Origin of the sequence: Streptomyces rectiverticillatus (assembly GCF_013394065.1) — a bacterium.
GTDB lineage: Bacteria > Actinomycetota > Actinomycetes > Streptomycetales > Streptomycetaceae > Streptomyces > Streptomyces rectiverticillatus.
In genome coordinates, this window is sequence record NZ_CP040752.1 from 3407201 (window position 1) to 3427967 (window position 20767).

Sequence of the window (20767 nt, forward strand, 5' to 3'; positions counted from 1 at the left end):
TCCCCCACCGGCCCGCGTCGGCCGCGTACCGTGCCGATCAGGCGGGGTGAGGGCGCCCAGGCGCTCCGCCCCTCGACACCGAACGAGCGAAGGACCCATGCACCGAACAGCCCCGCGACTCGCCCGACTCCTCGCCTGCGCCGCAGTACCGGTGATGCTCGTCGCCACCGGCTGCTCGGACGACGACGGCGGCGCCGCGAAGAAGTCGCCCTCGCCCTCCGCCCCGGCTCCCACCGCGTCGCCGTCGATGAAGGCGGCGACGTTCGCCAAGCTGCCGCCGGAGGTCTGCAAGACCATCGACGAGAAGACGATCGACAAGCTGGTGCCGAAGGCGAAGAAGAAGGAGGGCGAGGCCCTCCCCACCAGCGACGCGAACGACTCGGCGAGCTGCTTCTGGAACGGCCTGAACGACGAGGACGTCAAGGACCTGCAGTTCCGCTCGCTGACCGTCTCCTTCAAGCGGCTGGCCTCCGACCCGACGCTGGGCTCGGGCGAGAAGCGCGCCGAGAAGTTCGCCGAGCAGCAGGTGACCAAGGCGACGACCGCCGACGGTGCCAAGGACGCGAAGGCGGAGAAGGCCGAGGGCATCGGCGAGGGCGCGAACCTGGTGGCCACGGACACCAAGAAGGACGACGACGACTACCGCAATGCGACCGTCGTCGCCCGCACGGGCAACGTCGTGGTGACGGTGAAGTACAGCGGTGCCGGTTTCCAGGGCGCGAAGAACCCGGCGGCGGACGAGATCGCCAAGGGTGCGCAGGACGCGGCCAAGGAGGCGGTGGCCGCGGTCGCCGCGGCGAACAAGAGCTGACCGGAGTACTACGCAAACCGGGGTACTACGTAAAGGCGCCGGTGCACTCGATTCCCTCGAGTGCACCGGCGCCTTTGCGTAACCGGAAACTATGCAGCGAGCAGCTTGCGGACCCGGTCCGCTCCCACCGCGAGCAGCAGGGTGGGCAGGCGCGGGCCGGTGTCGCGGCTCACCAGCAGGTGGTAGAGCAGGGCGAAGAAGGACCGCTGGGCGACCTTGAGCTCGGGGGTCGGCTTGGCGTCGGGCTCCAGGCCGGCCTGGACCTTGGGCACGCCGTAGACGAGCGTGGTGAGGCCGTCGAGCGACCAGTGGTCGTCCAGGCCTTCCAGGAGCAGGCGCAGCGATTCGCGGCCCTGCTCGTCGAGTGAGCCGAGGAGCTCGGTGTCGGGCTCGGAGCGCACGATGGTGCGGGACTCGGCCGGGACCTGGGTGTTGATCCAGTGCTCGGCCTTGTCCAGGCGCGGGCGGACCTCGTCGAGCGAGGTGACCGGGTTGGCCGGGTCGAGGTCGCTGAGGATGCGCAGGGTCTGCTCGTCGTGGCCGGCGGTGATGTCGGCGACCGAGGCGAGCGTGCGGTACGGCAGCGGGCGCGGCGTGCGGGGCAGCTCGCCGGCGGCCGTGCGGGCGGCGCGGGCGTGGGCGGCGGCGTCGGCGGGCAGCACGCTGCCGTCGGCGACCTTGGCCTCCAGCTTGTCCCACTCGTCGTAGAGCCGCTGGATCTCCTGGTCGAAGGCGATCTTGAAGGACTGGTTGGGCTTGCGGCGGGCGTACAGCCAGCGCAGCAGCGGCGCTTCCATGATCTTCAGGGCGTCGCCGGGGGTCGGGACCCCGCCCTTGGAGGACGACATCTTGGCCATGCCGCTGATGCCGACGAAGGCGTACATCGGGCCGATGGGCTGCTCGCCGCCGAAGACCTTGCGGACGATCTGGCCGCCGACGACGAAGGACGAGCCCGGGGAGGAGTGGTCCACGCCCGACGGCTCGAAGATCACGCCCTCGTAGGCCCAGCGCATCGGCCAGTCGACCTTCCAGACCAGCTTGCCGCGGTTGAACTCGCTGAGGCGGACGGTCTCGGAGTGGCCGCACACGCAGGTGTAGGCGAGCTCGGTGGTCTCGTCGTCGTAGGCGGTGACGGTGGTGAGGTCGCGCTCGCAGGCGCCGCAGTACGGCTTGTACGGGAAGTAGCCCGCACCGCCGGCGCTGCCGTCGTCCTCGGCGGCGGCGCCGGAGCCCTCGGCGGCCTCCAGCTCGGCCTCGTCGACGGGCTTCTGCTGCTGCTTCTGGCCCTGCTTCTTCGGCTGGCCGGTCGCCTTGTCCTTCGTCCGGTACTGGTCGAGGATCGCGTCGATGTCGGCGCGGTGCTTCATCGCGTGCAGGACCTGCTCGCGGTAGACACCGGAGGTGTACTGCTCGGTCTGGCTGATCGGGTCGTACTCGATGCCGAGCTCGGCGAGCGCCTCGACCATGGCGGCCTTGAAGTGCTCGGCCCAGTTCGCGAACGCCGAGCCGGCGGGGGCCGGGACGGAGGTCAGGGGCTTGCCGATGTGGGCGGCCCAGGACTCGTCGATGCCGGGGACGCCGTTGGGCACCTTGCGGTAGCGGTCGTAGTCGTCCCAGGACAGCACGTGGCGGACCTGGTGGCCCCGGCGGCGGATCTCGTCGGCGACGAGGTGCGGGGTCATGACCTCGCGCAGGTTGCCGAGGTGGATCGGGCCGGAGGGGGACAGGCCGGAGGCGACGACGATCGGTTTGCCGGGGGCACGGCGCTCCGCTTCGGCAATGACCTCGTCGGCGAAACGGGAGACCCAATCGGCCTCGGTGCTCTGAGCCTGAGCCACGGCACTTCCTTCCTTACGGTCCTGGCATGACCATTGTCCCAGACGGGAGGGGTGGCTCCGGGGTTGCCCGGCTGCGGGGAAATTACCGCGGGGGCCGTGGTAGGCGCATGGGATAATCGGGGGGACCATCACATGCCGCCTACCGGAATGGCACCTTCCCATGGCTTCGGTTCCCTCCCTCGCTTCCTCGCTCCACCAGCGCATCGCGGACGCGCTCTCGGCAGCCCTGCCGGAGGCCGGTGCCGCCGATCCGCTGCTGCGCCGAAGCGACCGGGCCGATTTCCAGGCCAACGGGATGCTGGCCCTGGCCAAGAAGCTGAAGGGCAATCCGCGCGAGCTGGCGGCGAAGGTCGTCGAGGGCCTGCCTGCCGGTGATCTGATCAAGGAGGTCGAGGTCTCGGGCCCCGGCTTCCTGAACATCACGATCACGGACGAGGCGATCGTGAAGACCCTGGCCGCGCGCGCCGCCGACGACCGCCTGGGCGTGCCGTTCGCGGAGCACCCGGGCACCACGGTCATCGACTACGCCCAGCCGAACGTGGCCAAGGAGATGCACGTCGGTCACCTGCGCAATTCGGTGATCGGTGACGCGGTGGTGCGGATCCTGGAGTTCTCCGGCGAGAAGGTCGTGCGCCGTCACCACATCGGCGACTGGGGCACCCAGTTCGGCATGCTCATCCAGTACCTGATCGAGCACCCGCACGAGCTGGACCACGAGGGCGAGGTCTCCGGCGAGGAGGCCATGTCCTCCCTCAACCGGCTGTACAAGGCGTCGCGGACGCTCTTCGACTCCGACGAGGAGTTCAAGGCCCGCGCCCGCCGCCGGGTCGTCGACCTGCAGGCCGGTGACGAGGAGACCCTCGCGCTGTGGCAGCGGTTCGTCGACGAGTCGAAGATCTACTTCTACTCGGTCTTCGACAAGCTCGACGTGGAGATCCGCGACGAGGACATCGTCGGCGAGTCCGGCTACAACGACATGCTCGCCGAGACCTGCCGTCTGCTGGAGGAGTCCGGTGTCGCGGTCCGCTCCAACGGCGCGCTCTGCGTCTTCTTCGACGACGTCAAGGGCCCGGACGGCAAGCCCTCGCCGCTGATCGTCCAGAAGTCCGACGGCGGCTTCGGCTACGCGGCCACGGACCTGTCCGCGATCCGCGACCGCGTGGGGAACCTGAAGGCCGACACCCTGCTGTACGTGGTGGACGCCCGGCAGTCCCTGCACTTCAAGATGGTCTTCGAGACCGCGCGCCGGGCCGGCTGGCTGACCGACGAGGTCAAGGCCGTCCAGCTCGGTTTCGGCACGGTCCTCGGCAAGGACGGCAAGCCGTTCAAGACCCGTGAGGGCGAGACGGTCCGCCTGGTCGACCTGCTCGACGAGGCGATCGACCGTGCGACGGCCGTCGTCCGGGAGAAGGCCCAGGACCTGACGGAGGAGCAGATCGCCGAGCGCGGCGCCCAGGTGGGCATCGGCGCGGTGAAGTACGCGGACCTGTCGACGTCCGTCTCGCGCGACTACAAGTTCGACCTGGACCAGATGGTGTCCCTCAACGGCGACACCAGCGTCTACCTGCAGTACGCCTTCGCCCGGATCCAGTCGATCCTCCGCAAGGCGGGCGAGGCCCGGCCGGCCGCCCACCCGGAGCTCGCGCTGGCCCCGGCCGAGCGCGCGCTGGGCATGCACCTGGACCAGTTCGGGGAGAACCTCGCCGAGGTCACGGCCTCCTACGAGCCGCACAAGCTCGCCGGGTACCTCTACCAGCTGGCCTCGCTCTACACGACGTTCTACGCCGAGTGCCCGGTCCTGAAGGCGGAGACGCCGCAGCAGGTGGAGAACCGCCTCTTCCTGTGCGACCTGACGGCCCGCACCCTGCGTCAGGGCATGTCGCTGCTGGGGATCCGGACGCCCGAGCAGCTCTGAGGCACCGGACCGGGGGCGGGGTGCCTCACCCCGCCCCCAGTTCGAACCACACCAGCTTGCCGGTGAGCCCCTGGGGCTGCCGGCGCAGGGCGAAGCCTCCCCAGCTGTCGGCGCAGCGCATCACGAGCGCGAGCCCGCGGCCCTCCTCGGCGTCCTCCCGGGGCAGCGCGGTGGCCTGCAGGCCGGGCAGCGCGGGGTTGGTGTCCCATACGGTCACCCGCACTCCCTTTCCCTTGCCCTCGCGCCGGACGCGTACGGAGGCGGGCCCTTCGGAGTGCCGGTAGGAGTTGGTGACCAGCTCCGAGGTGAGCAGCTCGGCGGTCTCGGCCACGCGGGCGAAGCCGTGCTCTTCGAAGATCGTGCGGAGGGTGCGGCGGGCGATACAGGGGGCGAGCGGGTCGCAGGGGACCTGGAGGGTGTACTCCCAGCTCTCGGGGAGCTCGGGGTCGGTGCTCATGGGCGCGTCTCCGCAGAGGGAACGGTGTGCGCCACAAGCTAGGGCCGGTGCCCGGGGGCTTTCCACTGTTTCGGCGGAATTCCCCCGGGCACCGGCCCTTGCTGTCTACAGCCTTTACCGGAGCTGACGGTCTTTACCGCAGCTGCCGCGCGGCCTCGGTCGCCCAGTAGGTGAGGATCATGTTGGCCCCGGCGCGCTTGACGCTGGTCAGGGTCTCCATGATCGCGCGGTCGCGGTCGATCCAGCCGTTGGCGGCGGCGGCCTCGACCATCGCGTACTCGCCGCTGATCTGGTAGGCGGCGACGGGCACGTCGACGGCCTCGGCGACCTTGGCGAGGATGTCCAGGTACGGCAGGGCCGGCTTGACCATGACCATGTCCGCGCCCTCGGCGAGGTCGAGCGCGAGCTCGCGCATCGATTCGCGGGCGTTGGCGGGGTCCTGCTGGTAGGTCTTGCGGTCGCCCTGCAGCGAGGAGCCGACGGCCTCGCGGAAGGGGCCGTAGAACGCGGAGGCGTACTTGGCGGTGTAGGCCAGGACGGAGACGTCCTCGTGGCCGGTCTGGTCGAGGGCGTCGCGGATGACGCCGACCTGGCCGTCCATCATGCCGCTGGGGCCGACGGCGTGGACGCCCGCGTCGGCCTGGACCTGTGCCATCTCGGCGTAGCGCTCGAGCGTGGCGTCGTTGTCGACTCGGCCGGAGGCGTCGAGGACGCCGCAGTGGCCGTGGTCGGTGAACTCGTCCAGGCACAGGTCGGACATGATGACGAGGTCGTCGCCGACCTCGGCCTTCACGTCGCGGATGGCGACCTGCAGGATGCCGTCCGGGTCCGTGCCGGCGGTGCCGGCGGCGTCCTTCTTCGACTCCTCGGGGACGCCGAAGAGCATGATCCCGGAGACGCCGGCCTCCAGCGCCTCGACGGCCGCCTTGCGCAGGGTGTCACGGGTGTGCTGGACGACCCCCGGCATCGAGGTGATCGGCACCGGCGTGCCGATGCCCTCCCGCACGAAGGCGGGAAGGATCAGGTCGGCCGGGTGCAGGCGGGTCTCCGCGACCATGCGGCGTATGGCGGGGCTGGTGCGCAGGCGCCGGGGGCGGGACCCCGGGAACGTGCCGTAGGTGGTGCTCAACTCCGTGCCCTTCTACGCGATCCGGGCCGTCGCTCGCTCGGGCGGGTGACCGGGTCGCCGGCCTCCAGGGCGGCGTCCCGGCGGGCCGCGCCGAACTCCGCGAGCGCCTCGGCGAGCTTGAGCACCGAAGGCTCGGGAGACAGCACGTCCACCCGCAGGCCGTGTTCCTCCGCGGTCTTCGCGGTGGCCGGGCCGATACAGGCGATGACGGTGACATTGTGGGGCTTGCCGGCGATGCCGACGAGGTTGCGCACCGTGCTCGAGGAGGTGAAGAGCACGGCGTCGAAACCGCCGCCCTTGATGGCCTCGCGGGTCTCGGCCGGCGGCGGCGAGGCCCGGACGGTGCGGTAGGCGGTGACGTCGTCGACCTCCCAGCCCAGCTCGATCAGGCCGGCCACCAGGGTCTCGGTGGCGATGTCGGCGCGCGGCAGGAAGACGCGGTCGATCGGGTCGAAGACGGGGTCGTAGGGCGGCCAGTCCTCCAGCAGGCCGGCGGCGGACTGCTCGCCGGACGGCACGAGGTCGGGCTTGACGCCGAACTCGATCAGCGACTTGGCGGTCTGCTCGCCGACGGCCGCGACCTTGATGCCGGCGAAGGCACGCGCGTCGAGCCCGTACTCCTCGAACTTCTCGCGCACCGCCTTGACGGCGTTCACGGAGGTGAAGGCGATCCACTCGTAGCGGCCGGTGACCAGGCCCTTGACCGCGCGCTCCATCTGCTGGGGGGTGCGCGGCGGCTCGACGGCGATGGTCGGGACCTCGCTGGGCACGGCGCCGTAGGAACGGAGCTGGTCGGAGAGCGAGGCGGACTGCTCCTTGGTGCGCGGCACGAGGACGTTCCAGCCGAAGAGCGGCTTGGACTCGAACCAGGAGAGCCGGTCGCGCTGCTCGGCAGCGCTGCGCTCGCCGACCACGGCTATGACCGGCTGGGCGCCGTCGGCGGACGGCAGCACCTTCGCGGCCTTGAGCACCTGGGCCAGGGTGCCGAGGGTGGCGGTCCAGGTGCGCTGGCGGGTGGTGGTGCCGGCGACCGTGACGGTCATCGGCGTGTCGGGGCCGCGGCCGGCGGAGACCAGTTCGCCGGCGGCGGAGACGACGGAGTCGAGCGTGGTGGAGACGACGGCGGTGACCTCGCTGGCGCCTACCTCGGACCAGCAGGTGGCCGAGGCCGTGCGGGCGTCGACGAAGCGCACGTCGCCGCCCTTGCCGTCACGCAGCGGCACACCGGCGTAGGCGGGCACGCCGACGGCCGTGGCGACGCCGGGGACCACCTCGAAGGTGATGCCCTCGGCGGCGCAGGCGAGCATCTCGTCGGCGGCGTCGCCGTCGAGGCCGGGGTCGCCGTGCACGGCACGGACGACCCGCTTGCCGCTGCGCGCGGCCGTCATGACAAGATTGGCGGTGTCCCTAAGGACGGGGACGTCCGCGGTTTTTGATGCCTCGTCAGTAACCGTCTGGGCAGGCATGTCCACATGGGCGCGCGCATGCGTGCGCACCACGTCGAGCACCTGCGGATCGGCGATCAGGACGTCCGCGGCCGCAAGCGCCTCCACGGCGCGGAGCGTCAGCAGTCCCGGGTCTCCGGGGCCGGCACCGAGGAAGGTGACGTGCCCGTGCACGGGGTGGTTCGGGGCGGTGGGGTTCAAAGTGCTCGCTCCCCCATAAGACCGGCCGCTCCCTTGTCGAGCATCGCTGCGGCGAGCTCGCGGCCCATGGCCACGGCTTCTTCGCTGGACGACGGCACGGGGCCGGTGGTGGACAGCTGCACCAGCGTTTTGCCGTCGGTCGTGCCGACGACGCCCCGCAGGCGCATTTCGGTGAAAACCTGCTCATCGGCATCGGGATATCCCCTGCTCGAGCGAAGCCGAGAGCTTGGGGAAAGGTCGGCCAGCGCACCCACGGGTGCGGAGCAGCCGGCCTCCAGGGCGGCGAGCAGGGAACGCTCGGCCGTCACGGCGACCCGGGTGTACGGGTCGTCGAGCTCGGCGAGCGTCGCGGCGAGGGGTGCGTTGGTCATGGCGCACTCGATCGCCAGGGCCCCCTGGCCGGGGGCGGGCAAAACTGCGTCGGGCTCCAGGAACTGCGAGACCTCGGCGCTGCGGCCGATCCGCGACAGCCCCGCGGCGGCGAGCACCACGGCATCGAACTCGCCGTCGGCGACGAAGCCGATCCGGGTGTCGATGTTGCCGCGGATGGGCACGGTCTCGATCTCCTTGCCGAGCTCGCGGGCCCAGGCGTTGAGCTGGGCCATGCGGCGCGGGGAACCGGTGCCGATGCGGGCACCCTCAGGGAGGGACTCGAAGGTCAGGCCGTCGCGGGCGATCAGCACGTCGCGCGGGTCCTCGCGCGTCGGGATCGCCGCGAGGGCCAGGTCCTCGGGCTGCTTGGTGGGCAGGTCCTTCAGGGAGTGCACGGCGAAGTCGATCCCGCCCGCGAGCAGCGCGTCGCGCAGCGCGGAGACGAAGACGCCGGTGCCGCCGATCTGCGCGAGGGACTCGCGCGAGACATCGCCGTAGGTGGTGATCTCCACCAGCTCCACCGGGCGGCCGGTCAGCTGCTGCACGGCCTGCGCCACCTGGCCCGACTGGGCCATGGCGAGCTTGCTGCGGCGCGTGCCGAGGCGCAGCGGCCGCGAAGAGTTGTCGTTCATGCCGGCTCCCGTGCCGTGTTGTGCGTACCGGCCTGCGAGTCGGCCCGGCTGACGGCGGCGACCGCCTGCGGGTCGAGGTCGAAGAGCTCTCGCAGCGCGTCGGCATAGCCGGCGCCGCCGGGGGTGGAGGCCAGCTCCTTGACGCGCACGGTGGGCGCGTGGAGGAGCTTGTCGACGACGCGGCGCACGGTCTGGGTGATCTCCGCGCGCTGCTTGTCGTCCAGGTCGGGCAGGCGGCCGTCGAGGCGGGCGATCTCGCTCGCGACGACGTCCGCGGCCATGGTGCGCAGGGCGACCACGGTGGGGGTGATGTGGGCGGCGCGCTGGGCGGCGCCGAAGGCGGCGACCTCGTCGGAGACGATGGCGCGCACCCGGTCGACGTCGGCGGCCATGGGCGCGTCGGCGGAGGCCTCGGCGAGCGACTCGATGTCGACGAGCCGTGCGCCCTCCAGGCGGTGGACGGCGGCGTCGATGTCGCGCGGCATGGCGAGGTCGAGGAGGGCGAGGCGGACGCCGGCGCGGGCCGCGTCGCCGCACGCGGCGTCGAGGGCGCAGGTCATGTCCGTACGACCGGAAGCGGCGGCGGTGCCGGACGGTCCGGCCGCCGTACGCCCGTCCGTCCCGGAGGCGCCGGCCGCGTCCGTGCGGGACGTCAGCGCGGCGCGTATGGCCTCGGCCGTCAGCACGACGCCCATGGCGCCGGTGCAGCTGACCACGACGTCCGCGAGCGCGAGCTCCTGCGGCACCGCGGCCATCTCCACGGCCGAGGCCGTGAAGCCGGCGGCGGCGCGGCCCGCGCCGGGCTCGCGGAGGATCTCCGCCAGGCGCTCCGCGCGCGCGAGCGTGCGGTTGGCGACGGCCACGTGGGCGACGCCCGCTCGCGCCAGCGTCGCCGCGGCGAGGGAGGACATCGAGCCGGCGCCGATGACGAGGGCCCGCTTGCCGCCGGCCCAGTCGCCCAGCGGCACGCCGTCGGCCAGGCGCTCCAGGCCGAAGGTGACCAGGGACTGGCCGGCCCGGTCGATCCCGGTCTCGCTGTGGGCGCGCTTGCCGACCCGCAGGGCCTGCTGGAACAGGTCGTTCAGTAGCCGCCCGGCGGTGTGCAGCTCCTGACCGAGGGCGAGGGCGTCCTTGATCTGGCCGAGGATCTGGCCCTCGCCGACGACCATCGAGTCCAGCCCGCAGGCCACCGAGAACAGGTGGTGGACGGCGCGGTCCTCGTAGTGCACATAGAGATACGGAGTGAGCTCCTCCAGCCCGACGCCCGAGTGCTGGGCGAGGAGCGTGGACAGCTCGGCCACACCGGCGTGGAACTTGTCCACGTCGGCGTAGAGCTCGATGCGGTTGCAGGTGGCGAGGACGGCCGCCTCGGTGGCGGGCTCGGCCGCGAGGGTGTCCTGCAGCAGCTTGGCCTGCGCCTCGCGCGCGAGGGCGGCGCGCTCCAGCACGCTCACCGGCGCGCTGCGGTGGCTCAGTCCGACGACGAGAAGACTCATGCCGGCATCACGGCGGGTACGTCCCCGTCCGGTCCCTTCCTGCCGCCCGCGGCGCTGCGCACGCCCGCGCCGGAGCGGGGCTGCGCCGTGGCGGCCACGGCGGTCTCCTGTGCGGGGGAGGTCTCCTCGCCGGCCTTGCGCTGCTCGTGGAAGGCGAGGATCTGCAGCTCGATCGACAGGTCGACCTTGCGCACGTCCACGCCCTCGGGCACGGAGAGCACGGTGGGCGCGAAGTTGAGGATCGAGGTGACCCCGGCGGCCACGAGCCGGTCGCAGACCTGCTGGGCGGCGCCGGCCGGGGTGGCGATGACGCCGATGGAGACGCCGTTGTCCGTGATGATCGACTCGAGCTCGTCGGTGTGGCGTACGGGCAGCCCGGCGACCGGCTTGCCGGCCATGGCGGGGTCGGCGTCGATCAGGGCCGCGACGCGGAAGCCGCGGGAGGCGAAGCCGCCGTAGTTGGCGAGGGCCGCGCCCAGGTTTCCGATGCCGACGATGACGACCGGCCAGTCCTGGGTCAGGCCGAGCTCGCGGGAGATCTGGTAGACGAGGTACTCGACGTCGTAGCCGACCCCGCGGGTGCCGTAGGAGCCGAGGTAGCTGAAGTCCTTGCGCAGCTTGGCGGAGTTGACCCCCGCCGCGGTCGCGAGCTCCTCGGAGGAGACCGTGGGCACCGAGCGCTCGGAGAGCGCGGTCAGGGCGCGCAGGTACAGCGGAAGCCGGGCGACGGTGGCCTCGGGAATCCCTCGGCTTCGGGTCGCCGGTCGGTGAGTTCGGCCAGTTGCCACGGTGCTCCTGCGGGTAGAGCGGGGCTGCGGGCGGCGCCTCGTCCCAGGACCGCCCCGTCGAACGCAGGCTATGCCTTTGTGAACGCGTGCACAAAGATGGTGTCCGTTTTGCCCGGTCAAAGTGACCGGGGTCACGCGGCCTTTCGGCCCTCTCCGGGAACCATTCGGCCCCTTCCGGGGACGCCCTGCCGCACTACAACAGCAGCCACACCTGTCACACGTGACCCGGGAGAGCGTCGACGGGGACAACGGCGCTCACTCCTGACTCACTGCTACTTTCCGGGAGGTCACCCCCGGACCCGGCCAGAAAAAACCCCGGACACCAACAAATCGCCACATGATGGTAGTCGACTCAGGCACCCATCCAGCACGTTTGAACGAGCCGGGAGCACGCCATTGCATACGGGCGCACACGGAGGCGCACCAGGGGCGGGCACAATGGCGGACATGACCCCCCTGCTGCGCCGCCGCCCCCGCAAGAACCCCGCCGACAGCACGGTCACCCTGATCGGCAAGCCCGGCTGCCACCTGTGCGACGCCGCCGAGACCGTGATCGCCGAGGTCTGCGGCGAACTCGGCGCCCGCTGGGAGAAGAAGGACATCACCGAGGACGAGGAGCTCCACCGCAAGTACTGGGAGCAGATCCCGGTAATCCTCGTCGACGGCGCCCAGCACGACTTCTGGCGCGTGGACCCCGACCGGCTGCGCAAGGCCCTCGCGGGCTGACCCCTTCCCCTCCCCCTTGCCCGCTTCCCCGCTTCCCCTGCCCGCTTCCCCGCCCGCGCGCACGCGGACCCGCCGGGCGTAACCGGAGCGTCAAGGGAAGTTCACGCCCCGGAATCATCCCGACTCCGGTTACCCCGAACAAACTGGCTATGCTCGGGCCATGGCCGCACTGGGATGGATCACTCCGCGCAGGCGCTCTGCCACGGCACGCAGCGTGCTGGCAGGCGAGGCCGCGGCGGAGGCAGCCCGCAAAACCGCTCAGGAGAGCGCTGCCGAGAGCGCGGAGGGCACAGCGCAGCAGCCGTCCGAGCCGGACTTCCCCGTCGTCGGCGACGTGCACGCCGCCGCCTTCTTCGACCTCGACAACACGGTCATGCAGGGCGCCTCCCTCTTCCACTTCGGCCGCGGGCTGTACAAGCGGCGCTTCTTCCAAAAGCGCGAGCTCGCCCGCTTCGCCTGGCAGCAGGTGTGGTTCCGGCTGGCCGGCGAGGACGCCGAGCACATGCAGGACGCCCGCGACAGCGCCCTGTCCATCGTCAAGGGCCACCGCGTCTCCGAGCTGATGACCATCGGCGAGGAGATCTACGACGAGTACATGGCCGAGCGGATCTGGCCCGGCACCCGGGCGCTCGCCCAGGCCCACCTCGACGCGGGACAGAAGGTCTGGCTCGTGACCGCCGCGCCCGTCGAGGCCGCGACGATCATCGCCCGCCGCCTCGGGCTGACCGGCGCGCTCGGCACCGTCGCCGAGTCGATCGGCGGCGTCTACACCGGCAAGCTCGTCGGCGAGCCGCTGCACGGCCCGGCGAAGGCCGAGGCCGTCCGCGCCCTGGCCGCGGCCGAGGGGCTCGACCTCTCGCGCTGCGCCGCCTACAGCGACTCGGCCAACGACATCCCGATGCTCTCGCTCGTGGGCCACCCCTACGCCGTCAACCCCGACAGCCGGCTGCGCAAGCACGCCCGCGAGCGCGGATGGCGGCTGCGCGACTACCGTACGGGCCGCAAGGCGGCCAAGGTCGGCATCCCGGCGGCGGCCGGCGTGGGTGCCCTGGCGGGCGGCGCGGCCGCGGCCGTGGCCCTGCACCGGCGCCGGCACTGACGCGGGCACGCGCCCACGATCCCCGGCCTGCCAGGCCTCCCCGGCCCGCTCTAGCGGCTCCGGGGCGGATTCATGCGGCGGCGCGCCGTACCGCGCCGTCCACTTCACGCCACTACGCCGCGCTGTCGCCACAAAGGTTCGGCAACAGCGCGTAGCCGGGCGTCACTCTCAGGCAATCCTGTCTTCATACCCTCACATCCTCCTCCTCAGTCCTTCCGCGTCCGGATTGCCACAACACGCCGCCCATTCGGCCACACCATGACCAAATCTGTTCAACCTCCTTTCATAGTTCGATATTTGATCGATCCCCAACCGGTAAGAGATCGAACGGAAACGATGATTTGAGCAACTCGGTGTAGTGCTGCCTGTACGAAGCGTTATTCTCCTCAGACGCAAACCGGTACCCCCTTGTCCCTACGACGAGTGAACGGTTCCGTACTGCACGTGATGGAAGCTCTGCCTCTGGGAGTCCCGTGTACCCACACGTCGGGGTTGACGCCTCGGGCCTGGCTACGCTTCGCGCAACGGTCCTCGACCGCCTGCGCGGCTTCGTCCCCACCGCGTACGCCGTCCCCGCCCTCGCCACGCTCGCCCCTGCAGGAGGCGGCCGTGCCGGCCACGCCGGCCCCTGCTACGCCCTCGCCGAGAGCAGCGCGGCGGTGGGCAGACGAGCCGCCCGCCGGGGCGGTGCGGCCACCGCGTCGTCCGCCGCGCCCTCCGGCTCCGCCACGTCAACGCGCAGGCCCAGCGCGGACAGCGACAGCGCCCGCATGCTCGACCTGGTCGAGCGCGCCCAGGCCGGGGAGGCCGAAGCCTTCGGCCGCCTCTACGACCAGTACGCCGATACGGTCTACCGCTATATCTACTACCGGGTAGGCGGCCGGGCCACCGCGGAGGACCTCACCAGCGAGACGTTCCTGCGCGCCCTGCGCCGCATCGGCACCTTCACCTGGCAGGGCCGTGACTTCGGCGCCTGGCTCGTGACGATCGCCCGCAATCTGGTCGCCGACCACTTCAAGTCGTCGAGGTTCCGGCTCGAAGTGACCACCGGCGAGATGCTCGACGCCAATGAAGTCGAGCGCAGCCCGGAGGACTCCGTCCTCGAGTCCCTGTCCAACGCCGCGCTGCTGGAGGCGGTGCGCAAGCTCAACCCCCAGCAGCAGGAGTGCGTCACCCTGCGCTTCCTGCAGGGGCTTTCGGTCGCCGAAACCGCCCGCGTCATGGGCAAGAACGAGGGCGCCATCAAGACCCTCCAGTACCGCGCGGTCCGCACCCTGGCCCGCCTCCTTCCCGACGACGCGCGTTAACCGTGCGCGCCCGTTCACTCACCAGCGGTCACATCGTCCAGGGCGCGTAACCCGGCTGGCGCGCCAGTCGTTGTGCGGGATGCAGACTCCCTGCGGTCACGCCATGCCCGCAGCCACTCACTCGATCGAGTGGATGCTCATCACGGCGTGCAACCCTCCAGGTGTTCAGAGGAGTCGACCGTCATGACGAGAGGAGGTGCCGCCTGTGATCGCGAACGTATCGGCGCACCGGCGGGCGAACGCCTTCGCCCGGTCCCTGGAGCAGCAGGAAGTCCAGGACGCGGCGGCCACACAGCCCGATCCGCCGGCCGAAGGCGCGGAGCAGGGCAGGCTGCTGGCCCTCACGGGCCGGCTCGGTGAGCTGCCCCGCCCCGGGCTCGATCCGGAGACCAAAACCGTGCAGCGGGCGCAGCTCATCGCTGCCATGGAGACCCAGTTCGCAGGGGGTGACTCCGCCGCCCTCCCCGAGCCCAAGGCCCGCCGGTCGGGCCGCGGCGCCCACCGCGCGCTGGGCCGGCTCCGGCCGCGCTCCCGCTGGTCGAAGGGGCTCGCCGCGGGCGGCCTGACCGTGGGAGTGGCAGCGGGTGCGTTCGGCGGCGTGGCGGCCGCCAGTTCCAATGCCCTGCCCGGCGATTCGCTCTATCCGCTCAAGCGCGGCATGGAGGATCTCCGCCTCGGCATGGCCGACGACGACTCCGACCGCGGCGGCCTGCTGCTCGACCGGGCCTCCACCCGCCTGCAGGAGGCGCGCCGCCTGATGGAGCGCGGCAAGCTGGGCAGCTCCCTGGACCACGAGGTCCTGGGCGAGATCCGCAAGACGCTCTCGGGCATGCGCCAGGACGCCTCCGAAGGCCACCGCCTGCTGCACACCGCCTACAAGCGCGACCGCTCGCTCGGCCCCATCCAGCGCCTCTCCAGCTTCGCGTCCTCGCACCGCGAGAGCTGGAGCCAGCTGCGCGAGAAGCTCCCGGTCCAACTGGCCGATGTGGGCGCCGAAGTGAGCTCGGTCCTCTCCGCCATAGACGACGAGGTCGAGCCGCTGCGGTCCCTGCTCCCCGCCCACCACGGCAAGCACGGCTCGTCCGTCCGTCCGGACGCCCCCTCCCCGGGCACGTCCGCCCGCTCGGGCCACACCGCGCCCAAGCCCTCGGCCTCGTCCAGCGGCGAAGGCAAGCACGCCGGCGGCCGGCAGCACCCGGCGGCCCCCGGCGGCCATGAGGAGCACGAGGGCCTCCTCGGGGGTACGGGGCTGCTGAAGCCCCCCTCGGCGCCCGGCAGTGCCAGCCCGGAGGGCACGTCGCGCGGCAAGGAGAGCAAGCCGGCCAAGCAGCCGAGCATCACGATCCCGCCGGTCCTCCCGGACATCCTCCCGGGCCTGGGCATCCACGGCGACGATCCGAGGTAACAGCGCCGCAGGCGGTCGGTGTTCTCCGGGCCCCGGAACGTACGGGGCTCAGCAGAACACCGCCCGCCGCCGGCCGGTTCAGAAGAACACCGACCGCCGCTGCACGAGCAGCTTGTACAACGTGTGCTGAATCGTTTCTCGTACCTGGTCGGTCAGGTTGAACATCAGCATCGGGTCGTCCGCGGCCTCCGCCGGATACCCGTCCGTGGGAATCGGCTCCCCGAACTGGATCGTCCACTTCGTCGGCAGCGGCACCAGCCCCAGCGGCCCCAGCCAGGGCCACGCGGGCGTCAGCGGGAAGTAGGGGATCCCCAGCAGCCGCGCGACCGTCCGGGAGTTGCCGAGCATCGGATAGATCTCCTCGGCCCCCACGATCGAGCACGGCACGATCGGCGCCCCGGCACGCAGTGCCGTCGACACGAAGCCACCCCGGCCGAAGCGCTGGAGCTTGTACCGCTCCGAGAACGGCTTCCCGATCCCCTTGAACCCCTCCGGCATCACCCCGACCACCTCGCCCCGCTCCAGGAGCTGCTGCGCGTCCTCCGCGCAGGCGAGGGTGTGCCCGAGCTTCCGGGAGACCTCGTTGACGCCCGGCAGCATGAAGACCAGGTCCGCGGCGAGCATCCGGATGTGCCGGTCGGCCGGGTGGTGGTCGTGCACCGCGACCTGCAGCATCAGCCCGTCGACCGGGAGCGTCCCGGAGTGGTTGGCGACGACCAGGGCCGCGCCCTTCTCCGGGATGTTCTCGATGCCCTTCACCTCGACCCGGAAGTACTTCTCGTAGAAGGGCCGCAGCGCGGACATCAGGACCTGGTCGGTCAGCTCCTCGTCGTAGCCGAACTCGTCGACCTCGTACTCGCCGGTGATCCGCCGCCGCAGGAAGCTCAGCCCGTGCGCCAGCTTCCGGTCCCAGCCGCCCTCCTGCGCCGCCGCCGGCTCCCGCCCCCGGGCGCTGCCGTCCCCGGCCGCCGGCTGCTCGGGCTCGGCCGCCGCGGCCTGGTCCACGTCCCGCTGCGGCGGCACGGGCGCGAGGGACGACACGCGGTTCGTACGGGCCCGCCCCGTCCGCTTGCCCTTGCGCTTGGACCGCGGCTCCTCGCCGCCGAACGGGATGACCTTCGCGTCCGCCATGGTGGGTGCGCTCCTCACTTCTGGCCGCGGCCGGCAGGCAGTGCCGCAGCGATCCGGTCGACGGTACGGGCAAGGGTCTCGGGCGGCAGCAGCCCGGGCCCTCGGCTGCGCGCATAGTCCTCGAAGGCCCCCGCGGTGGTGAAGCGCGGGTCGAAGCCGAGGACCTCGCGCATCTGGGTGGTCCGGACGACCCGCCCGTGGGTGAGGAGCCGGATCTGCTCGGGCGAGAAGTCCGTCACGCCGACCGAACGCAGTGCGGAGCCGACCCAGGTGACGGTCGGCAGGAAGAAGGGGAGCGTGGGACGCCCGAGGCGGCGGGCCGCCTGCGAGAGCAGCAGCACCCCGTCACCCGCGACGTTGAAGGTGCCGCTGTTGAGCGTGCCCCTGCGCGGCTCGCCCGAGGCGATCCGCAGCACCTCGGTCACGTCGTCCTCGTGGACGAACTGCAGCCGGGGATCGAAGCCGAGGACGGTGGGCAGCACGGGCAGCGCGAAGTACTCCGCGAGCGGCGAGTCGGCGCAGGGCCCGAGGATGTTCGCGAAGCGCAGCACGCACACCGCCACATCGGGCCGGCGCCGGGCGAAGCCGCGCACGTACCCCTCGACCTCCACCACGTCCTTGGCGAAGCCCCCGCTGGGCAGCGACTTCGGCGGGGTGGTCTCGGTGAAGATCGCGGGATCGCGTGGCGCGGATCCGTAGACATTGGTGCTGGACTTGACCACCAGGCGCTTGACCGAGGGTGTCTTCTGGCAGGCGCCGAGCAGCTGCATCGTGCCGATGACGTTGGTCTCCTTGACGGACGCCCGGCTGCCGCGCTTGCCCAGCGGCGTGCCGTTCACATCCATGTGGACCACCGTGTCCACAGCGTGTTCGGCCAGAACCCGCGCGATCCTGGGATGGCGAATGTCCGCCCGTAGGAAATCGGCCCCGCCCAGATGGTGTGCGGGTGGCACCGCGTCCACCCCGATCACCCGGTCCACATCGGGCTCGCGCTGGATGCGGCGGACGAACCGGCCCCCCAGCTGCCGTGCGACTCCGGTGACGAGCACGACCTTGCCCAAGATCAGCGCCTTCCTCTGCCCACGATCCGCCCACGACCTACCCATGAGTGGTGCTGCCGCGGCCACCGTAGCGGGTCGGTGTTGCGCTGTGATGACCGGCCGATGCGCGGAGCTACATTTCAAGCCGTAGCCGAGGCTTCACTCACCGCTACCCGCCCGGAATGCACCGCAGCCCTTCCACCATGATCGGTGGAAGGGCTGCGGGACGAGCACAGCGGCGTGCCGCTTACTTCTTGTTGCGACGCTGAACGCGCGTGCGCTTGAGCAGCTTGCGGTGCTTCTTCTTGGCCATCCGCTTACGCCGCTTCTTGATAACAGAGCCCACGACTACCCTCGCTTACATCGATTCACTCGGTGCGGGGCGTCCGAGCCCACACGACCTACATCGGGCCAGCCTACCCGGCACCGGGCGATCAGCGTAATCCAGGGCCCCCGTCAGGCTGTTTCCACCCCCACGTAGGACTCTCGGAGGTACTCGTGCACCGCTTGCTCCGGGACCCGGAACGACCTGCCCACCCTGATCGCCGGCAGATGACCGCTGTGCACCAAGCGGTACACGGTCATCTTGGACACTCGCATCACCGCAGCGACTTCCGCCACGGTCAGGAACACGACCTCGTTGAGAGGCCTCTGGTCAGCAGCCATGACACACCTGAACCTTCCGCACATGACGCGCACCGGCTTCCCCTCCGGTGACTCCTCGTCGCTGCGCGCTCACTCCCCAGGTTAGGGGCGGGTGATGCGAGTGGGGAAGAGGAGCAGCCATCGGCCGCCTACTGTGACAGACACGCTCGATTGAGTACATAGCGAGTAAGCGGTCGGTAGTAATCAGACCGCACAGTGTCATCAAGCGGAACGACGACGGACACCCGCCCCTCCGCCTGCCCGGCGAACGGCGCCGGGTCGTCCGCATCCGCCAGGCCAAGGGCCTCAATACCCAGCTGACCTGCCCCGCAGACCCAGCCGTGGTCCCCGATGACCATCGCCGGAAGCGGTCCGTCACCGTCCATCGCCGCCCCCAGGGCCACCCGAAGCGGGAGCGGAGAATGCGTATGTACGCCGGGCTCACTTCTACACCCACGTGCGCCGGGTTCACGCACCAGCGCGACGCCTCGAACGTAGTCCAGGTTGTAGGTACGTACCCCGAACCGGGTCGTTATGTCGACACTTCGACCCTGCGCCGGGCTGAGGACAGTGCATCCCGCTGCCGAGAGACCGGCGGCCAACCCGGCGTAGAAGCCCAGGAGCCGGTGCGGGTGACCGGTGCCGATCAGCACCGGCGCGGCGGTCGCGGCCGCCGCGGCGAGCCGGTCCGCAAAGGCACTCAGTGCCACGATCGTACGGTCCGGGTCGATGACATCCTGCCCCGAAGTGTGACCGGGATCGGCCGAAACCCCGCACTTACGGCCCATCAGTTGTAACAAGTCCCCCAGCCGCCAGTCCCGTTCCGGCTCCAGGCCGAGCAGCGCCCGGGGATCCCCGGCCACGAACATCCGATAGCGGCTCAGACTCCGCTCCCGGGAGGTGGATACGACACCGGCGATGCGGGAGCGGAGGAGGTGGCTACGGAGGGAGGGAGGCGTGGGAAAGGGGCGCTGGGCGGGGAGCTCGGTCAGCACGGTTCCGATGCTGACGGAACCGCCCCCGGGGCGAAGGGGATTCGCGCAGGGATCCCACGGTCGGCCTAACGGCCTGCACGCCGCGGCAGGCCCTGCGTGACGCGTCCGCGTCGCCCTACGGAAGCAGGCCGTGGGCCGGGAACACCGCCCGCCGCGTCGCGAGGATCGACTGGTCGAGCCGGTCCCCCGGGTCGTACCCCGAATCCGTGAAGTCCTTCCACTCCGGCCGGCACCCGTCCGTCATCCGGTACGGCCCCAACTGCCGCGTCCGACGGAACACTTCGGCCCGCCACTCCTCCGGAACGGCACTCTCGGGAGCCACCGGCGCCCCCGCGGCGATCCCCACCAGATGGGCCCAGGAGCGCGGCACGACGTCGACCACCGCGTACCCGCCACCGCCCAGGGCGACCCACCGCCCCTCCGCATGCTCGTGAGCCAGCGCGTGACAGGCCTCGGCCACCATGCGCTGGGCGTCCAACGACACCGCCAGATGGGCCAGCGGATCCTCGAAGTGCGTGTCGGCGCCGTGCTGCGTCACCAGCACCTGCGGACGGAAGGCCGCCAGCAGCTCCGGCACCACGGCGTGGAACGCCCGCAGCCACCCCGCATCACCCGTCCCCGCCGGCAGCGCCACGTTCACGGCGCTCCCCTCGGCTCCCGGACCACCGGTCTCCTGGGGCCAGCCGGTCTGCGGGAAGAGCGTGCTGGGGTGCTCGTGCAGGGAGACGGTCAGGACGCGCGGATCCTCCCAGAAGGCCGCCTGGACGCCGTCGCCGTGGTGCACGTCCACGTCGACGTACGCGACCCGCTCGGCCCCGAGCTCCAGCAGCCGGGCCACGGCGAGGGCCGCGTCGTTGTACACGCAGAACCCGGACGCCGCGCCGGGCATCGCATGGTGCAGCCCGCCGGCGAAGTTCACCGCGTGCAGGGCCTCTCCGCGCCATACGGATTCCGCGGCGCCCACCGACTGCCCGGCGATCAGCGCCGAAGCGTCGTGCACGGCCGGGAAGGCCGGGACGTCGGAAGTCCCGAGACCGTACGAGCCGTCGGCGGAGCCGGGGTCGGCGGACGCGGCACGCACGGCGGCGATGTAGTCCTCGCGGTGCACCAGCCGCAGTGTGGAATCCCCCGCGGGCCGGGCGGCGGCGACGCGCACGGCACGGTCCAGCCCGAGCGCCTCGACCAGCCGCATGGTGAGCGCGAGCCGCACCGGATCCATGGGGTGGCCGGGCCCGAAGTCGTAGCCCGTTACCGCCTCGTCCCACATCAACTGCGCACGGCCGCTCATGAGCGTCACCGTAGTGGATGGGCCGGACGGAAACCGGAGGAGGTTCA

Annotated in this window: 19 protein-coding genes; 6 read left to right on the forward strand and 13 right to left on the reverse strand. The window is 71.3% G+C overall.

Annotation, left to right across the window (positions count from 1 at the left end; genetic code table 11):
* The first annotated feature begins 97 nt into the window (after positions 1-97).
* Complete coding sequence (locus FGW37_RS14665) at positions 98-811, forward strand: hypothetical protein (RefSeq protein ID WP_179081464.1); 714 nt, start codon at positions 98-100, stop codon at positions 809-811.
* 89 nt (positions 812-900) lie between these two features.
* Here FGW37_RS14665 and lysS read toward each other — a convergent pair whose 3' ends face one another.
* Positions 901-2649 carry a lysine--tRNA ligase gene (gene lysS, locus FGW37_RS14670; RefSeq protein ID WP_179081465.1) on the reverse strand — a complete coding sequence of 583 codons (1749 nt, stop codon included), beginning with the start codon at positions 2647-2649 and terminating at the stop codon, positions 901-903.
* Positions 2650-2809: 160 nt separating this feature from the next.
* On the opposite strand from lysS, the gene argS reads away from it, so the two are divergent.
* The gene (gene argS, locus FGW37_RS14675) at positions 2810-4564 is read left to right on the forward strand and encodes an arginine--tRNA ligase (protein WP_179081466.1); all 1755 of its coding nucleotides are present in this window, start codon (positions 2810-2812) and stop codon (positions 4562-4564) included.
* Between the two features lie 25 nt (positions 4565-4589).
* On the opposite strand, the gene FGW37_RS14680 is transcribed toward argS, so the two are convergent.
* From FGW37_RS14680 to FGW37_RS14705, 6 genes are all read right to left on the reverse strand, one after another.
* Positions 4590-5021 (reverse strand): ATP-binding protein, encoded by a 432-nt coding sequence (locus FGW37_RS14680; protein ID WP_058047592.1) that lies wholly within the window; start codon positions 5019-5021, stop codon positions 4590-4592.
* Between the two features lie 133 nt (positions 5022-5154).
* Positions 5155-6150, reverse strand: a complete 996-nt coding sequence (gene hemB, locus FGW37_RS14685; protein WP_179081467.1) for a porphobilinogen synthase — start codon at positions 6148-6150, stop codon at positions 5155-5157.
* Entirely contained in the window at positions 6147-7796 is a 1650-nt protein-coding gene (locus FGW37_RS14690; protein WP_179081468.1) for a bifunctional uroporphyrinogen-III C-methyltransferase/uroporphyrinogen-III synthase, read from the reverse strand. The genes hemB and FGW37_RS14690 overlap by 4 nt, the downstream gene beginning before the upstream one ends.
* Positions 7793-8800 carry a hydroxymethylbilane synthase gene (gene hemC, locus FGW37_RS14695; protein ID WP_179081469.1) on the reverse strand — a complete coding sequence of 336 codons (1008 nt, stop codon included), beginning with the start codon at positions 8798-8800 and terminating at the stop codon, positions 7793-7795. Before hemC ends, FGW37_RS14690 begins: the two co-directional genes overlap by 4 nt.
* The gene (locus FGW37_RS14700) at positions 8797-10296 is read right to left on the reverse strand and encodes a glutamyl-tRNA reductase (RefSeq protein ID WP_179081470.1); all 1500 of its coding nucleotides are present in this window, start codon (positions 10294-10296) and stop codon (positions 8797-8799) included. The genes hemC and FGW37_RS14700 overlap by 4 nt, the downstream gene beginning before the upstream one ends.
* A complete protein-coding gene (locus tag FGW37_RS14705) occupies positions 10293-11084 on the reverse strand; it encodes a redox-sensing transcriptional repressor Rex (RefSeq protein WP_058047587.1) in 792 nt (263 codons plus the stop codon). The genes FGW37_RS14700 and FGW37_RS14705 overlap by 4 nt, the downstream gene beginning before the upstream one ends.
* 438 nt (positions 11085-11522) lie before the next feature.
* Between FGW37_RS14705 and FGW37_RS14710 the strand changes: the two genes are divergently transcribed.
* The 4 genes from FGW37_RS14710 to FGW37_RS14725 all read left to right on the forward strand — a co-directional run bounded on the left by FGW37_RS14710 (position 11523) and on the right by FGW37_RS14725 (position 15621).
* Positions 11523-11810: a glutaredoxin family protein gene (locus FGW37_RS14710; protein ID WP_179081471.1), complete on the forward strand. Its 288-nt coding sequence runs from the start codon at positions 11523-11525 to the stop codon at positions 11808-11810.
* Positions 11811-11970: 160 nt separating this feature from the next.
* The gene (locus tag FGW37_RS14715; RefSeq protein ID WP_179081472.1) at positions 11971-12909 is read left to right on the forward strand and encodes an HAD family hydrolase; all 939 of its coding nucleotides are present in this window, start codon (positions 11971-11973) and stop codon (positions 12907-12909) included.
* 473 nt (positions 12910-13382) lie between these two features.
* Positions 13383-14216 (forward strand): ECF subfamily RNA polymerase sigma factor, BldN family, encoded by an 834-nt coding sequence (locus FGW37_RS14720; RefSeq protein WP_058047584.1) that lies wholly within the window; start codon positions 13383-13385, stop codon positions 14214-14216.
* Between the two features lie 205 nt (positions 14217-14421).
* Entirely contained in the window at positions 14422-15621 is a 1200-nt protein-coding gene (locus FGW37_RS14725; RefSeq protein WP_179081473.1) for a DUF5667 domain-containing protein, read from the forward strand.
* A gap of 78 nt (positions 15622-15699) precedes the next feature.
* Here the strand turns inward: FGW37_RS14725 and FGW37_RS14730 are convergent, their stop codons facing one another.
* From FGW37_RS14730 to FGW37_RS14755, 6 genes are all read right to left on the reverse strand, one after another.
* Positions 15700-16752 (reverse strand): lysophospholipid acyltransferase family protein, encoded by a 1053-nt coding sequence (locus FGW37_RS14730; protein ID WP_179081474.1) that lies wholly within the window; start codon positions 16750-16752, stop codon positions 15700-15702.
* A 14-nt stretch (positions 16753-16766) separates the two neighbouring features.
* Positions 16767-17813, reverse strand: a complete 1047-nt coding sequence (locus FGW37_RS14735) for an NAD-dependent epimerase/dehydratase family protein (RefSeq protein WP_179081475.1) — start codon at positions 17811-17813, stop codon at positions 16767-16769.
* Positions 17814-18039: 226 nt separating this feature from the next.
* Positions 18040-18138: a 30S ribosomal protein bS22 gene (locus tag FGW37_RS14740; RefSeq protein WP_003948845.1), complete on the reverse strand. Its 99-nt coding sequence runs from the start codon at positions 18136-18138 to the stop codon at positions 18040-18042.
* A gap of 110 nt (positions 18139-18248) precedes the next feature.
* Positions 18249-18458, reverse strand: a complete 210-nt coding sequence (locus FGW37_RS14745; RefSeq protein WP_123975194.1) for a helix-turn-helix domain-containing protein — start codon at positions 18456-18458, stop codon at positions 18249-18251.
* 128 nt (positions 18459-18586) lie between these two features.
* On the reverse strand, positions 18587-19432 hold the full coding sequence (locus FGW37_RS14750) for a phosphatase (RefSeq protein ID WP_246430392.1): 846 nt from the start codon (positions 19430-19432) through the stop codon (positions 18587-18589).
* 115 nt (positions 19433-19547) lie between these two features.
* Positions 19548-20720 carry an acetoin utilization protein AcuC gene (locus FGW37_RS14755; protein WP_179081476.1) on the reverse strand — a complete coding sequence of 391 codons (1173 nt, stop codon included), beginning with the start codon at positions 20718-20720 and terminating at the stop codon, positions 19548-19550.
* Positions 20721-20767: the final 47 nt, after the last annotated feature.